The organism is Pseudomonas svalbardensis (genome assembly GCF_030053115.1).
Taxonomy (GTDB): domain Bacteria; phylum Pseudomonadota; class Gammaproteobacteria; order Pseudomonadales; family Pseudomonadaceae; genus Aquipseudomonas; species Aquipseudomonas svalbardensis.
In genome coordinates, this window is record NZ_CP125619.1 from 3,299,755 (window position 1) to 3,313,755 (window position 14,001).

Below are 14,001 nucleotides of genomic sequence, written 5' to 3' on the forward strand. Positions count from 1 at the left end.
CGCGAGCAAGCTCGCTCGCACAGGGGATTTTCAGTGCCGGGAAAATCAACGACCAACACAGGACAAATGTGGCGATAGCGGCAGCGGTCGGTCATGCTCATTCCTCTTTGAAGGCCGCAAGCAAGCGTTCACGCAAAGGTTTCATCAGGTAATTCATCAAGGTGCGTTCCCCTGTCACCACCGTGACATCGGCGAGCATGCCGGGGCGCACCAGCAGGCCGGCGGCCTGCAGCGAGGCGACGGTGTCGGCGGGAATTTCGACCTTGGCGGAAAAGTACGGCTGGTGCGTCTGTTCATTGATCAACTGGTCCGCCGACACCGTAGTCACCGTGCCGGTGACCGTCGGCGTATCCACCCGTTGCAGCGCGGTGAAATGCACATGCACCGGCAGACCCGGGCGTAACTTATTGGCCATCAGCGGCTCGAAACGCGCAGTGATCGCCATCGGCGCATCGAGCGGCACCACCTGCATCAGGGTTTGGCCGGCCTGCGCAACGCCCCCGACCGTATGAATGTTCACGTCCATGACCTGCCCGGACACCGGCGCACGGATCGCACCGTTGTCGACTTCAAACTGCAAGGCACGAATCTGATCGGCAAAACCTGCCGCCTCGGCAGAGACCTCGCTGAGCCGGGTTTCGGCATCGCGGCGAAATTCCTGCTGCGCCTGCAAGGCCTTGAACCGGCTTTCGTTGATCGCCTGGCGGGTCCTGCCGACATCGCCCACCCCGGAGGAAATCTGCCCTGCCAATTGGGCTGCGTTGCGCTCGGCCTCGAAGAGTTTGTTGCGCGGAATGTAGCCTTCACGGGCCAACTCACGCAGGCCTTCCAGCTCTTGCTGCTGAAAGCGCATCTGCGTGTCGTAGTTGCGCTTGACGCCTTCGTAGCCGAGCAATTGCTGCTGCAATGCCGCGGCTTCGTGTTCGATGATCTGCAAGCGGCTGCCCAGTTCTGCGCGGCGGGTCAGAAACAACTGGCTCTGCAAGGCCATGGCGGCCTTGACCCGCGGCTCGTCGGCATGTTCCAGCAGTTCAGCGGGCCATTGGATCTCGGCAGAACCCAGGCGCTCGGCAATCAACCGCGCCTCGACGCTGCGATCGTTGAGCAATTTGCCCAGGGTCACGTCCCGTTGTGACTGCGCCTGCACCGTATTGAACTGCACCAGCAACTGTCCCTGAGTGACGCGATCACCATCGCTGACCAGCAGTTTTTCCACCACCCCGCCGACCAACGACTGCACAGCCTTGCGTTCACCCGCCACCACCACGGTGCCGCTGCCCACGACACCCTGGTCGAGCGGCGCCAGGCAGGCCCAGAGCAGGAAGGCGCCCAGCGTCAGGACCAGGAAACCGACACCATAGCGTGCCGCCCCCCCGGCGTCGGTACTGGCGCAGGGCAGCGTTGTGGCGCCGCGCACGCTCAGCCCCTGCTCGCTGTACGTTTGTGCCTCTGGGGTCAGATCACGCATCTCCGCCAGCCTCCCTGACCGCAGCCGGTCTTGGCCCCGGCATCAATGCCTTGAGCACCCGATCCCGTGGACCGAATGCTTGTTGAGTGCCGTCCTTGAGCACCAGAATGTGATCGACCACCGCGAGCACATTAGGCCGGTGGGTAATCAGCACCACGGTGCTGCCAGTAGCCTTGAGCGCACTGATGGCCTGCACCAGTGCCAGCTCTCCGGCTTCATCGAGGTTGGAGTTGGGCTCATCGAGCACAATCAGCGACGGGCGCCCATAGAGCGCGCGAGCCAGGCCGAGACGTTGCTTTTGACCACCGGACAAGCCAAGCCCGCCGGGGCCCAACGGCGTGTCGTACCCCTTGGGGAACCTCAGGATCATCTCGTGAATGCCAGCGTGACGCCCGGCCGCGATGATCTTGTCGGCGTCCTGTTCACCGAAGCGGGCAATGTTGTCGGCCACACTGCCGTCGAACAGCTCGATATCCTGCGGCAGGTATCCGAGGTGCGGGCCCAGAGCGTCGTGGGACCATTGACTGATCTCGGCGTCGTCCAGGCGCACCGACCCGCCCATGGCCGGCCATACCCCGACCAGCGCCCTGGCCAGCGTTGATTTACCACTGGCGCTGGGGCCGACGACCGCGAGCACATCACCTTTGGCCAGGCTGAAATTGATGCCCCGCAGGATCGGTTGCGAGGCGCCGGGCGGGCCGACATACAACTGCTCCAGGCGCACTGCGCCGGTGGGCGGTGGCAATGGCATGCGCAGGCGCTCGCGCGGATGCTGGGCAAGCAGTTGGCTCAGGCGCTGGTAGCTCTGGCGGCCGGAGTTGAATTGCTTCCACGAGCCAATGGCGATTTCCACGGGCGCCAGAGCACGCCCCAGCAGCAGCGACATCGCAATCATCATGCCCGCTGACAATTGGCCTTCAAGCACCAGCAACGCCCCCAGGCCCAGGGCCAGAGATTGTCCGGAGATGCGCACGAAACGGGTCATCGAAGTGATACGCGCGCCGCGGTCACTGGCATGAGCCTGGGCGGCAATGATGCGTTGCTGCAGCAGGCTCCAACGCTGGCGCAATGGCCCGAGCATGCCCAGGGCCTGGATGACTTCGGCATTGTGTAACGTGCTGTTTACATAGATCGACGACTGCACACCCAGGCGATTGGCTTCGCCCAAGCGTGTGCGAGTCGCTAACTCGCCCCACAGCGCCAGGCCGATCAGTACCAGCGCCAGAACCAGCGTCAGCACGCCAAACCAGGGATGAAAGATGAACGCCACCAGCACGAAGATGGGCAACCACGGAGCATCCAGCAAGGCGATCAGGCCCTGGCCGGTGATCAACTGCCGCAGTGTCGCCAGATCGGTGAGCACCTGCGCCGGGTTGGCGTTGTGCTCACGCAGGCTGCGGGCGAAGGCGGCGTCGAAAATCCGCTCGCCCAAGGCATCGTCCAGCCCCGCGCTCATGCGAATCATCACCTCGCCGCGTGCCCACTCGATCAGTGCGCTGAACATGAACAGTCCCAGAGCGATCAAGGTGAGCATGAACAAGGTGGTTTCGTTGCGGCTGGTGAGGACCCGGTCGTACACCTGCATCATGTAGAGCGACGGCACCAGCACCAGCAGGTTGATCACCCCACTGAACAGCGCCAGCGACCAGAACACCCGGCGATAGCTTAATAAAGCGGCATCAATGTCATGACGCGGATCGAGAAGCAAACCCATAGAGTGTCGCCCGCAAAAGGAAAAGTCGGTCCAAGACGCAATCCATCGCGAGTTTTTTTGCCCCAAGGCATTGGAGAAAACACTAAACGTAACCTGATGTGCCGCTATCAGAGACGATCCTCGTTGCGCTACTGGCGCCAATTACTGACCACGCAACCACGGGTTAGTGCCGGTTCGACGGGCTGGGTTTCCATGTGGGTGACGGGCGGGAATGTTGCATTCCCCATTACGCACAAACCAAAACGCCGCTCAAAGAGCGGCGTTTTTGCGTATGGAGCGGGAAACGAGGTTCACCTGTATGTTGCGAGCCTCAAGCGTTTCAGCTCCAGGGACGATCTCCATTCTCATCCTTGATGCGGGTCGGCAGGCCCATCACATCCAGCGCCTTGAGGAAGGGCTCAGCTGGCAACTCCTCGACGTTGGCCATGCGCTGCACGTCCCACTCGCCGCGGGCGACCAGCAAGGCTGCTGCCACGGGCGGCACACCTGCGGTATAGGAAATGCCCTGGCTATCAGTTTCCGCGTAAGCGTCTTCATGATCAGCCACGTTGTAGATGAACACCTCGCGCGGCTGGCCATCCTTGGTGCCCTTGACCAGATCACCGATGCAGGTCTTGCCGGTGTAGCCGGGCGCCAGCGAGCTCGGATCAGGGAGCACGGCCTTGACCACTTTCAGCGGCACAACCTCCAGGCCTTCAGCGGTCTTGACCGGCTGCTCGGAGAGCAAGCCAAGGTTCCTGAGCACGGTGAACACATTGATGTAGTGCTCGCCGAAGCTCATCCAGAAACGCACGTTGGGCACGTCGAGGTTCTTCGACAGCGAGTGCACTTCATCGTGGCCGGTCAGGTACAGGTTTTGCGCGCCTACGACCGGCAGGTCGTCGGTGCGTTTGACTTCGAACATTGTGTTGCTGGTCCACTGGCTGTTCTGCCAGCTCCACACTTGTCCGGTGAATTCGCGGAAGTTGATTTCCGGGTCGAAATTGGTGGCGAAATACTTGCCATGGGAACCGGCGTTGACGTCGAGAATGTCGATCGAATCAATGCGGTCGAAATACTGTTGTTGCGCCAGTGCTGCATAGGCGTTGACCACACCCGGGTCGAAGCCCACGCCGAGAATGGCGGTAATGTTCTTCTCTTTACACTCTTCGAGGTGGTTCCACTCGTAGTTGCCATACCAGGGCGGCGTCTCGCAAATTTTGCCCGGTTCTTCGTGAATGGCGGTGTCCAGATAGGCCACGCCGGTATCGATGCAGGCGCGCAGCACCGACATGTTGAGGAAGGCGGAACCGACGTTGATGACGATCTGCGACCCGGTTTCGCGGATCAGCGCCTTGGTCGCTTCGACATCCAAGGCGTTCAGCGCGAAGGCCTGGATCTCGGCGGGCACTTTGAGGCTGCCCTTGGCCTTGACGCTGTCGATGATGGCCTGGCACTTGGAGATGTTGCGCGACGCGATAGCAATACGACCGAGTTCATCGTTGTGCTGCGCGCACTTGTGGGCCACCACCTTGGCGACACCTCCTGCACCAATGATAAGCACGTTCTTCTTCAATTTTTCTCTCTCTCCTTCTTTGCCAGCTTACGAAAGGCTGGACATGTAGTCGTTGTAACCAAACTCACGAACCACCTCGACAGTACCGTCGAGTTGTTTCACTACGATGGACGGCATTTTCAGGCCGTTGAACCAGTTCTTCTTGACCATGGTGTAGCCCGCTGCGTCGATGAACGACAGCCGATCCCCGATCGCCAGCGGACGATCAAATTGATACTCACCGAATATGTCTCCGGCCAGGCAGGATTTGCCGCACACCATGTACGTGTGCTCGCCCTCGCTGGGCGCCAGCTTGGCATTCAGGCGATAGATCAGCAGATCGAGCATATGCGCTTCGATGGAGCTGTCCACAACCGCCAGGTGCTTGCCGTTGTAGAGGGTGTCGAGCACGGTGACTTCCAGCGACGCGCTCTGAGTGATGGCGGCTTCGCCCGGCTCCAGGTAGACCTGCACGCCGTATTTTTGCGAGAAGGTTTTAAGGCGCGCGCAGAACTCGTCCAGCGCGTAGCCTTCACCCGTGAAATGGATACCGCCACCGAGGCTGACCCACTCGACCTTGTGCAGCAAGTCGCCGAAGCGTTCTTCGATGGTGCACAGCATCTGGTCGAACAGGCCGAAATCACCGTTCTCGCAGTTGTTGTGGAACATAAAGCCAGAGATCTGCTCGATAACCTGTTCGATCTTCACCGGGTCCCACTCGCCCAGACGGCTGAACGGCCGCGCAGGGTCGGCCAGCAGATAATCCGAGCTGCTCACCTGCGGATTGACCCGCAGGCCGCGCACCTTGCCTGCTGAAGCCTCGGCGTAGCGCTGCAACTGGCTGATGGAGTTGAAGATGATCTTGTCGCAGTTGTCGAGCATCTCCTCGATCTCGTCGTCGGCCCAGGCCACGCTGTAGGCATGGGTCTCGCCAGCGAACTTCTGTCGACCGAGCTTGAGCTCGTAGAGCGACGACGACGTGGTGCCGTCCATGTATTGCTGCATCAGGTCGAACACCGACCAGGTGGCGAAGCACTTGAGTGCCAGGAGCGCCTTGGCCCCGGACTGTTCGCGCACATAGGCGATCTTCTGCATGTTCGCCAGCAGCTTTTGTTTGTCGATGAGGTAGTACGGCGTTTTGATCATTTCGAGGCGCCTCCGGCAAGGCCAGCCAAAAAAGGATGCGCATTGTGCCTTCACTCGCTACATATCGAAAGAGCAGGAAGCTCTCTCCACGCGAAACGTGGCTCAATTTTAGTCCCAGGCCCCGTCAGATCGCCGCGCTACTGATCCCGCCACGGATTTCGCTACTATGTTTGACCGCTAACTTTACCGTCAGCTTTCCTTAATCTGGAGCCCGAATGCCTAATCAAAAGGACATCGCCGCCGAAAGAGGCGCACCGATGATTCCTGAACAGCGCCGTGAATTATGCCGCGACAGTTGCGCAAGCATAAGGTGCTGAGCGTGTGCGCACGCCGTCAACCACGCTCAGTCCGGACAGCTTGGTGAAGATCCAGTAACCGGCATCGTTGATACCTCGGTAATCCCATGTGACCTGCAGCTGGCGAAGCCTGCGTTCGGCTCGGGCCGCGATCGGACGTAGCAGTCGTGAAATCAGGCAATGCGGTGTATCAGGAAAACCGCGCGCTCAGGGTTTACGACTGCTGCGCAGCCGAACGCAGCCTCGCAAGCTCGACAGCTGCTACAAGGCATGCGTTTCTGCGCCCGGCGGAGTGGCAAGTTTTGAGCACTGACTTACACTGCGATACACCCAATGCGAACGAATGAATGTTCAACAGATCGATAGGTTCCATGGCAATCCGGGGATCACGTCATGATCTGGGTGAAGCCAACATGAAAACGGTCACGACCCTTTTCACCTGTCTGCTCGCTGCCAGCGTTCGCGCGGCGACGAGCACCTGCGCAAATGCTGCGTCGTTCAAGACCAGCTTCGACTGCGCCACGGCAAGGCCATCCGTCGAAAACCTTATCTGTCGCGATTCGCAACTGGCGCAGATGGATATCGAATTGACGCGTCTTTATCGCCTGGCGCTCACGGATGAACGTTCAGTACCGCGGCCAGACAAAGTCTTGATCGACCAGCAGTTCTGGATCGACTCCCGTAATCAGTGTGCGTCCACGTCTGAACCCAAGGCGTGCACGATCCGAAGTTATGCCGAGCGCGCGCACCAGCTACGCCAAGGCTCGGCCATTGTGAGAACCAAGGATCCAGACAGGCTCACCGAAGGCCCCCTGGCTTTTCGTTGTACAGGGTTTAACGCACTGATTGCCGCCACCTTCTTTAACACGCAGCCAGGTGTCGTGTACCTGAAATGGGCGAACACCTCGATCACCCTGAGCCAGGTGCCGAGTGATTCGGGAACCCAATACACTGGCAAGGATTCCCAGGGGAACTATCGCTTCTGGCAAGACGGCAACGGGGTCATTTTCCAGAAGCCAGGTTCAGGGGCGATGAGTTGTACGGCTGAGCCGGTCAGCTGATTTCTCTGGGGCCCTCTCTCACGTACTCGGCGATTTATGCCACGGATACCCTTTCGCACTGAGTTCAAAGGCGTAATCGAACAAGCGCTTCATGTACTCGCCATCAAATCTGTGATTGCGAGAAATATCAAAGTCGGAGCCGATGTACGCCAGATTGAAGTCCGCCCCATCCTGCTGTGCAATTCGGTAAATTCGATCCAGATCGCTGATCCCCTGACTCTGGATCAATGCGCTGATGGCGCGACCGCCGATGCTCAAGGTGCGGCGCTTGGTTCCGGACCACTGCAACTCCAGTTTGCCGTTGCGAATGACATAGAAATGCCGTTCATCACGCAAACGCGCACCGGTCACACGGTTCAGCGCCATCACGGTGCCGGGTGGGTAAAGGAACACCTGAGTCAGGACGCCTCCGTCCACGTGCATTTCCTGAAACTGTTGGCCGTCAACCTCCACATCGATCATGACGGGTGAAACGGCGCCGGGAATACTCATCGACGCGATCATGATGTTGCGAAACAGGTCGAGCGCGCCCGGTGCCTGGCTGGAGGCAATAGCGCCCATGTTCCAGGTGACCGGGCGTCCAGAATCAAGGTCGGTGGTGCCGATCATCAGAAGACGTCCTTTGGCGTATTCCGACGCGATCGCCGCAAGCACCTCGGCAGTGATGTGCTGTGCAATGAGCCGCGACAGAGGCTTGCTGTGCGCGATACCGTCGCTGGCAAGACGGGTCAGCACATTGCGCGCATGGAAAATGTCTTTTGGACCGACTGCGTTGCAGATACCCCGAATGACACCGTCGTACTGGGGCCCCAGGTAGGCAAACGGGGCGACCAGGGCGCCAGCGCTAATGCCGGTGACGACTTTGAACACAGGTCGAGTCCCATGCAGGGTCCATCCCGCAATGATGCCCCCCGCGAATGTGCCTGCATCGCCGCCCCCCGAAACGGCCAACATGCTTGCCAGCGGCAGGGTGTCATTGGGCATCCCTGCGCTGGCGAGCGCCTCAGCCTCTCGAAGGTTGGCCTGACTCACATCCCGAATGAACGGCGTCAGATCCTGGTCCAGCCAGTAGCGAGCATCTGGAATGCCAGGGATGAGCGCTTTTTCCGTTAACGTTGGCGGCACCGCATCTCGGCGTTGCAGGCACGCTTGACGCAACATGTTCAGCGTTGAGGCGCTAGGTCTGAGCAGGAATGTTTTCACAACGCCGCCTCCGGCCCCTGCAATCGACAAAGAACGCGCTCAATGTAACGGCAAGACGCCTTGCCGATCACGCACGCTCCACACACCCATGACTACGTTCTCAATCAGGCGCCGGTCTTCTGAAGACCAGCAGTTTGCCGGTGGCTCGCTGCACGACCTTGTCGTTTTGATTGAGTGTTTCCATGAACAGGGTCACCACACCCCGGTCTGGTTTGGTGCTGGATGGATCGATGGCCTGCACGGTGCATTGCAAACGCAACAGATCGTCCGGGTAGGTCGGCGTCGGCCAGCTCAATTCGATGCCCAGGCCGATGATCCCGTCTGCCAATGGCACGCTTTCCACCAGCAGCTTCATGGTCAGGGCGGCGGTGTTCCAGCCACTGGCTGCCAGACCACGGAACAGGCTCAGTTCGGCGGCTTCAGGATCGAGGTGAAACGGTTGCGGGTCGAACTCCTGAGCAAAGGCCAGCATCGACGCTCGATGGACACGCAAGCTGTCGCTTTCGAACTGCTGACCCAGGCTCAGGTCATCGAGGTAGAGTTTTTCCCAGGAATGGATGGTCATGATTCAACCCTCTCTAGGCGTAGCGGATGTCGCTGAGGTCGATAGCCACCCTCAAGACATCCTTGTCTGGCTGCCCGTCTGCTTCAACGGAGTCATGGACATACTGCGCGGCAGGCAGGCCGCCACTCACGTCCACGTCGTAGTCGTGTCGACGAAGCAGGAAGTCCTCGCCGAAGTAGAAATCCTGCACCGCGCAGTGAGTGGCGATGTTCTCGGGAAAGGCCGTCCGTTGATCAGGCCCACCGAATGGCATCACCGAAGCGCGCTGATGATGCAGCCAAACGGTCATCTGGCGGGGCGCACTGTCCTGCGTCAGCCCTTTCATGCCCCACAGCGAGCCGCCGGTCACGAGCGTGGCGCGAACTTTACTGAAGTGGTTCCAGCGTTCCAGACCACCATGGGCGATCAGCACCTGGTCCAGCAGTGGATGATTCTGTGCAGTCATGGCGGCAGCCCTGCTCGTCAGGACGAGTGGCCTGAACACCTTTCATGCTAGCGCAAGCCCGGCCAGTCATAACATCGGCGGGACGTCCGGTCTGTTCTGCGGCTGATCTTCCACCCATTGCCAAAACAACTGATAGCCGACCGCAAGCACCACCGGGCCGATGAACAGCCCGAGGATGCCACTGGTGACCATGCCGCCGAGGGCACCGATCAACACCACCGGCATCGGCACATCGACACCGCGCCCCAGCAGCAAAGGCTTGAGTACGTTATCCACCAGGCCGGCAACGAACACATAGATGGCGAAGATGATGGTCGCCGTGCTGGCCCCCTCGGTGGCGAACACAAAGGCAATCACGGGCAGCGTAATCAGCGTCGCCGGCAATTGCATGATGCCGAGCAGCAGCACCGCCAAGGCAAGCAGCCCGGCACCGGGGACGCCCATGAGCACGAATCCGATCCCCACCAGCAGCATCTGGATGAAGGCGATGCCGACCACCCCCAGCGCGACCGCACGGATCGTTGCGGTACACAGTTCGGCGATTTTCGGTCCCTTGCCCGGATCGCTGACGCGGGTCGCGATCTGTACCGCGCTGCGCCTGCCGCTCTCGCCATAGGCCATGAAGATGCCGGCGATGATCAATGCAAAGATAAAGGTGAGGAACCCCATGCCGACGCCGGCCAGTTTGCCCAGGAAACTCACGCTGAAATGTTTTATCTGCGGCAGGTACTTCGCTGCCAGGTCGGGAAGATCGGTTGAGGCCTGCAGCCATACAGCCGAGACTGACTTGCCCACTAACGGCCAGTCAGCGACTGAGTCAGCGGGTGGCGGAATATGGAAGTTGCCGTCCTTGACGGTGGTCATGGCATGCGCGACCGAATCGGCAATCGAGGTGACCAACAGATAGATCGGCACCATGAGCACTACGATAGCAATCAGCACAATCAGCGTCGCAATGTGGCCGTCTTTCTGAGCCAGCGGCCCCTTGAGCCGTTCTTGCAGCGGATAAAGGGTGATCGCCAGGATCAGCGACCACAGCATGAGGTCGCGGAACGGGCTGAAGATCTCAAAGCAGAACAGCACCAGTACGGCAATCAGTCCGGCACGGATCAAAACATCGAGCAGACTGCGTGTGAACGCCTTCTCGGAACTGGATGTGGGCACCATTGCTGCCTCCTTGCAGATCGCTGCAGGGGGATGAGATCGGTTAGCCCAGCATAGACGTTCAGTTGGATAATTGACTGGATGGGTTGAAAGCGAAGCGTTGATTGGGTGATTCTGGATTTTGTGCCTGGCTCAGGATCCACCCCTCACCCCAGCCCTCTCCCCACAGGGGAGAGGGGGAAAGGGGGCAGATCTCCATGTGCTTCTATACCTGAGTTCGACTCGGGCTTTCAGGTCGATGTAACTCTAAGAACAACTCGGTCAGTCCCCTCTACCCTCTGGGGCGGTCCGACGTTTCGGGAGGGTTAGGGTGAGGGGTGGATTCATCTGACACCCCTGTTACCCCTGCGCGCATCACCGCAGTTTCAGCGGATCGACCAGTTCAGCGGCGATGGCCATGCCCACCAGATCCGGCAAGGTATTGGCCTGCATGCGTTTCATCACCCGCGAGCGATACAGGTCGACGGTTTTTGCGCTCACGCCCAGTTGCTCAGCGATCTCACGGGTGGTGTAACCCTGGACCAGCGGCAGCAAGACATCGCGCTCCCGTGGGGTCAGTGTCAGCAAGCGCGCCTGCAAGGCTTCGTGGCCCTGATTGCCTGAGCGGTTTACTGCGCAGTTACTGAGCGCCTGTTGCACGCTGTCCAGCAGCAATTGCTCGTTATAGGGCTTCTCGATGAAGTCATGGGCGCCCGCCTTGAAGGCGCGAACCACGATCGGCACATCCGCGTGCCCGCTGACGAAAATGATCGGCAGGTTCAGCTCACGTGTGCGCATTTCTTCCTGCACGTTCAAACCGCCCATGCCGGGCATGCGAACATCGAGCAGCACGCAGGCATCGAGCGTGGCATCACAAGCATTGAGAAACTCCACGCCACTGGTAAACGGCAAGGCCTTGAGCCCTACCGATTCCAATAACCAGACCGTTGAGTCGAGCATGCCTTGATCGTCGTCGACCACATACACCACGTGCTCCGTCACACCTGCCATTGCGTTATTCCTGTTGTTGTTTTGTTGGGCCGGCCAGCGGCAGGCGGCAGCACATCAGCAGCCCGACAGGTTGGCGTCGGGCCTGCAATTCGCCACCAAAACCTTCGATGATGCTGCGGCTCATGGACAAGCCAAGTCCCAGGCCATCGGCCTTGCTGGTATAGAACGGGGTAAATATCTGCTCCAGTTCGGGCTCGCTGACGCCTGGCCCCTGGTCTTGCACACTGATTTCCACGGTTGCACCACCGCCCTGCCCCGCAGCCATCACGATCAGCGAAGGTTGCCCCGGATGTTGTTCGCGGTTGGCGTCGATGGCATTGCGCAACAGATTGAGCAGCACCTGCTCCAGCAGCACCCGGTCGGCATAAATCGGCGGCAGATTATCCGGCAGGCAATCCTCGATTGTCACTTGGCAATTGCTCGCTTCCCAGGCACACAAACGCACGGCCTCGCGGGCGACGTCGGCAAAATTCAGGGCCTGCATCCGGCGCTGTCCCTTGCGCAGAAACGCGCGCAAACGTCTGATCACTTCCGAGGCATGCGTGGCGTGATGGGTAATGCGTTCCAGACCTTGCGCCACTCGGGCGGCGGCCTGGGGATTTGAATCCAGCGTCTGTAAATAGCGCTGGCTGGCATTTGCGTAATTGACCACCGCCGCCAACGGCTGGTTGATTTCGTGAGCGATGCCCGAGGCCAATTCACCCAGGGTAACCAACCGCGCGGTGTGGGCCAGTTCGTCCTGATGGCGGCGCTGTTGCACCTCACGCAGTTCACGCTCGGTCATGTCCCGCGCAACCAAGGAGTAATAGCGCTCGCCGCCGGCCGAACGGTGCGCCAACAGCACCAGCGATACCGGCACGGAAGTGCCGCCACCCGGTGGCTGCAATCGCGCATCGGTGCTCCAGACACCGTCGCGTTCGGCGCTGCTCCAGCCATCACGCTGCAGACGTGCCAGGTCGGCGCTGGCGAATAATTCTGCCAACGCCGGCATCGGTTGTTGCTCGTCGATCCCGAGAATGCGCCGCGCCGCCGGGTTGAGGTAAGTGACTTGCCCCTCGGGGTCGATGAACAACACCGGATCGGTGTTGGCCTCGACGACCTCCGCCAGACGCCGCTTGTTCTCCTCGGCTTGCACCCGGGCGGTGATGTCCCGGGACACGCTGACCACTTCAACCACCGTCCCGGTGTAGGTCTCACGAATCGCCCGGCTGGCGGTTTCGAACCACAGGTAATGCCCGTCTCGATGACGAATGCGATACGTCATTGTGTGATAACCGTCCTGCTCCAGGGCATCCCGCGCGCGCTGCACCAGGCTGGCCAGGTCCTGACCATGGAACAAACCCTGGGCCATTTGCCCGCGCAATTCTTCCGGCCAGTAGCCGAGCAATGTCCAGGACGCAGGCGAGGCATCCAGAAAGCGTCCGTCCGGTGTGTGTCGGGAAATCAGGTCGGTGGTGTTCTCGATGATCAGCCGGTACAGCCGCCGTGCCGTGGCGGCTTCACGCTCGGCCAGCACTTGTGCAGTGGCATCGCGGCAACGGGCGAGCACACGGTTGTCCTGGGGATCGGGGATAAACGTCCAGATCAGGATCTGCGCTTCGAACTGGGCTTCGACCCCGTCGATGGCGCGTTGCTGGTCGAGGCAGGCACGGACCAGCACCCGGTGATTGACCGGCAGAAAACCCAGCACATCAGTCAGCGGCTTTTCGGCGAGCAGTGCCAACAGCGCGGCATTGAATTCCAGCGGCCGGCCCTGCGCATCGAGCAAAAGACTCGGCTGTGGATCGTGACCCAACAGCGGCGAGCCGCGCAGCATACCGTTGACGCTGCTCAGCAAGGTCGTCAGCAAGTCCTGCACCCAACCCAGCCAATCAAGACTCACGCCCTCGCACACTTCCACCAGCAACAACCCCGGCTGCCCCGGTTGCAAAGCCAGATCAAACACCTGGCCATGGCTGATAGCCGCCCGACGCAGTCGCCCGGCCAACCAGCAATCGAGTTGACGTACTTGAGCCAGGTCCAGTCGCCCCGCCTCGACCAGCCGATCAAACAGCCGCTGATCGCTGGCCAGCGAAGGGTCGCCCAGCCCCGGTGGAAAATGCTGGGCGGCGCCCTCGTGGCTGTAAATCCTCGCATTGGATTGCCAACTCAGGTAAACCGCCCGGCGCACCTCGGGGCAATCCTGCAGCGCACGGCACAACGCATCGGCCCGGGCGGCCAGAGACACACCCTCGCGCTGCAGGCGCAACCAGCTGTGCAATCGAACGGGAGTCAGGGTCATCAAAGGTCCGCTTCGTTGGGGAAGCCAAGGATATACCGGCCTTGGCGGTGTGACTGCATTCATTTTGGATCTGCCAGAAGCAAATATAGTACATATCCTATATGACGTAGGTTGTACTTCCATATATGTGGCTG

11 protein-coding genes and 1 pseudogene are annotated in these 14,001 nt (G+C 60.2%); 2 read left to right on the forward strand and 10 right to left on the reverse strand.

The window, feature by feature from the left end; translation table 11 throughout:
- Window positions 1-97: 97 nt before the first annotated feature.
- The 4 genes from QFX16_RS15225 to nspC all read right to left on the reverse strand — a co-directional run bounded on the left by QFX16_RS15225 (window position 98) and on the right by nspC (window position 5,862).
- Complete coding sequence (locus QFX16_RS15225; RefSeq protein ID WP_283180318.1) at window positions 98-1,468, reverse strand: HlyD family type I secretion periplasmic adaptor subunit; 1,371 nt, start codon at window positions 1,466-1,468, stop codon at window positions 98-100.
- A complete protein-coding gene (locus tag QFX16_RS15230; protein ID WP_283180319.1) occupies window positions 1,461-3,182 on the reverse strand; it encodes a type I secretion system permease/ATPase in 1,722 nt (573 codons plus the stop codon). Before QFX16_RS15230 ends, QFX16_RS15225 begins: the two co-directional genes overlap by 8 nt.
- 319 nt (window positions 3,183-3,501) lie before the next feature.
- Window positions 3,502-4,737 (reverse strand): saccharopine dehydrogenase family protein, encoded by a 1,236-nt coding sequence (locus QFX16_RS15235; RefSeq protein WP_283180320.1) that lies wholly within the window; start codon window positions 4,735-4,737, stop codon window positions 3,502-3,504.
- 27 nt (window positions 4,738-4,764) lie between these two features.
- Window positions 4,765-5,862, reverse strand: a complete 1,098-nt coding sequence (gene nspC, locus QFX16_RS15240; protein ID WP_283180321.1) for a carboxynorspermidine decarboxylase — start codon at window positions 5,860-5,862, stop codon at window positions 4,765-4,767.
- A gap of 215 nt (window positions 5,863-6,077) precedes the next feature.
- Here nspC and QFX16_RS15245 point away from each other — a divergent pair.
- Window positions 6,078-6,184 (forward strand): annotated as a pseudogene (locus QFX16_RS15245) (DeoR/GlpR family DNA-binding transcription regulator); the annotation flags it as partial.
- 387 nt (window positions 6,185-6,571) lie between these two features.
- Window positions 6,572-7,219 carry an MliC family protein gene (locus QFX16_RS15250; protein WP_283184575.1) on the forward strand — a complete coding sequence of 216 codons (648 nt, stop codon included), beginning with the start codon at window positions 6,572-6,574 and terminating at the stop codon, window positions 7,217-7,219.
- A gap of 18 nt (window positions 7,220-7,237) precedes the next feature.
- On the opposite strand, the gene QFX16_RS15255 is transcribed toward QFX16_RS15250, so the two are convergent.
- The 6 genes from QFX16_RS15255 to QFX16_RS15280 all read right to left on the reverse strand — a co-directional run bounded on the left by QFX16_RS15255 (window position 7,238) and on the right by QFX16_RS15280 (window position 13,867).
- A complete protein-coding gene (locus tag QFX16_RS15255) occupies window positions 7,238-8,422 on the reverse strand; it encodes a patatin-like phospholipase family protein (RefSeq protein ID WP_283180322.1) in 1,185 nt (394 codons plus the stop codon).
- Between the two features lie 100 nt (window positions 8,423-8,522).
- Window positions 8,523-8,987 carry a MaoC family dehydratase gene (locus QFX16_RS15260; protein WP_074876624.1) on the reverse strand — a complete coding sequence of 155 codons (465 nt, stop codon included), beginning with the start codon at window positions 8,985-8,987 and terminating at the stop codon, window positions 8,523-8,525.
- 13 nt (window positions 8,988-9,000) lie between these two features.
- Window positions 9,001-9,432, reverse strand: a complete 432-nt coding sequence (locus tag QFX16_RS15265; protein WP_283180323.1) for a hypothetical protein — start codon at window positions 9,430-9,432, stop codon at window positions 9,001-9,003.
- 66 nt (window positions 9,433-9,498) lie between these two features.
- Entirely contained in the window at window positions 9,499-10,599 is a 1,101-nt protein-coding gene (locus QFX16_RS15270; RefSeq protein WP_283180324.1) for an AI-2E family transporter, read from the reverse strand.
- Between the two features lie 351 nt (window positions 10,600-10,950).
- A complete protein-coding gene (locus QFX16_RS15275; protein WP_283180325.1) occupies window positions 10,951-11,586 on the reverse strand; it encodes a response regulator transcription factor in 636 nt (211 codons plus the stop codon).
- Between the two features lie 4 nt (window positions 11,587-11,590).
- Complete coding sequence (locus tag QFX16_RS15280) at window positions 11,591-13,867, reverse strand: PAS domain-containing sensor histidine kinase (RefSeq protein ID WP_283180326.1); 2,277 nt, start codon at window positions 13,865-13,867, stop codon at window positions 11,591-11,593.
- Window positions 13,868-14,001: the final 134 nt, after the last annotated feature.

Bases quoted from the DNA above. Each gene is read 5' to 3' on its own strand.
- QFX16_RS15280 (WP_283180326.1), bottom strand. From the start codon at position 13,867: ATGACCCTGACTCCCGTTCGATTGCACAGCTGGTTGCGCCTGCAGCGC.
- QFX16_RS15270 (WP_283180324.1), bottom strand. From the start codon at position 10,599: ATGGTGCCCACATCCAGTTCCGAGAAGGCGTTCACACGCAGTCTGCTC.
- QFX16_RS15230 (WP_283180319.1), bottom strand. From the start codon at position 3,182: ATGGGTTTGCTTCTCGATCCGCGTCATGACATTGATGCCGCTTTATTA.
- QFX16_RS15250 (WP_283184575.1), top strand. From the start codon at position 6,572: ATGAAAACGGTCACGACCCTTTTCACCTGTCTGCTCGCTGCCAGCGTT.
- QFX16_RS15265 (WP_283180323.1), bottom strand. From the start codon at position 9,432: ATGACTGCACAGAATCATCCACTGCTGGACCAGGTGCTGATCGCCCAT.
- QFX16_RS15260 (WP_074876624.1), bottom strand. From the start codon at position 8,987: ATGACCATCCATTCCTGGGAAAAACTCTACCTCGATGACCTGAGCCTG.
- nspC (WP_283180321.1), bottom strand. From the start codon at position 5,862: ATGATCAAAACGCCGTACTACCTCATCGACAAACAAAAGCTGCTGGCG.
- QFX16_RS15275 (WP_283180325.1), bottom strand. From the start codon at position 11,586: ATGGCAGGTGTGACGGAGCACGTGGTGTATGTGGTCGACGACGATCAA.
- QFX16_RS15225 (WP_283180318.1), bottom strand. From the start codon at position 1,468: ATGCGTGATCTGACCCCAGAGGCACAAACGTACAGCGAGCAGGGGCTG.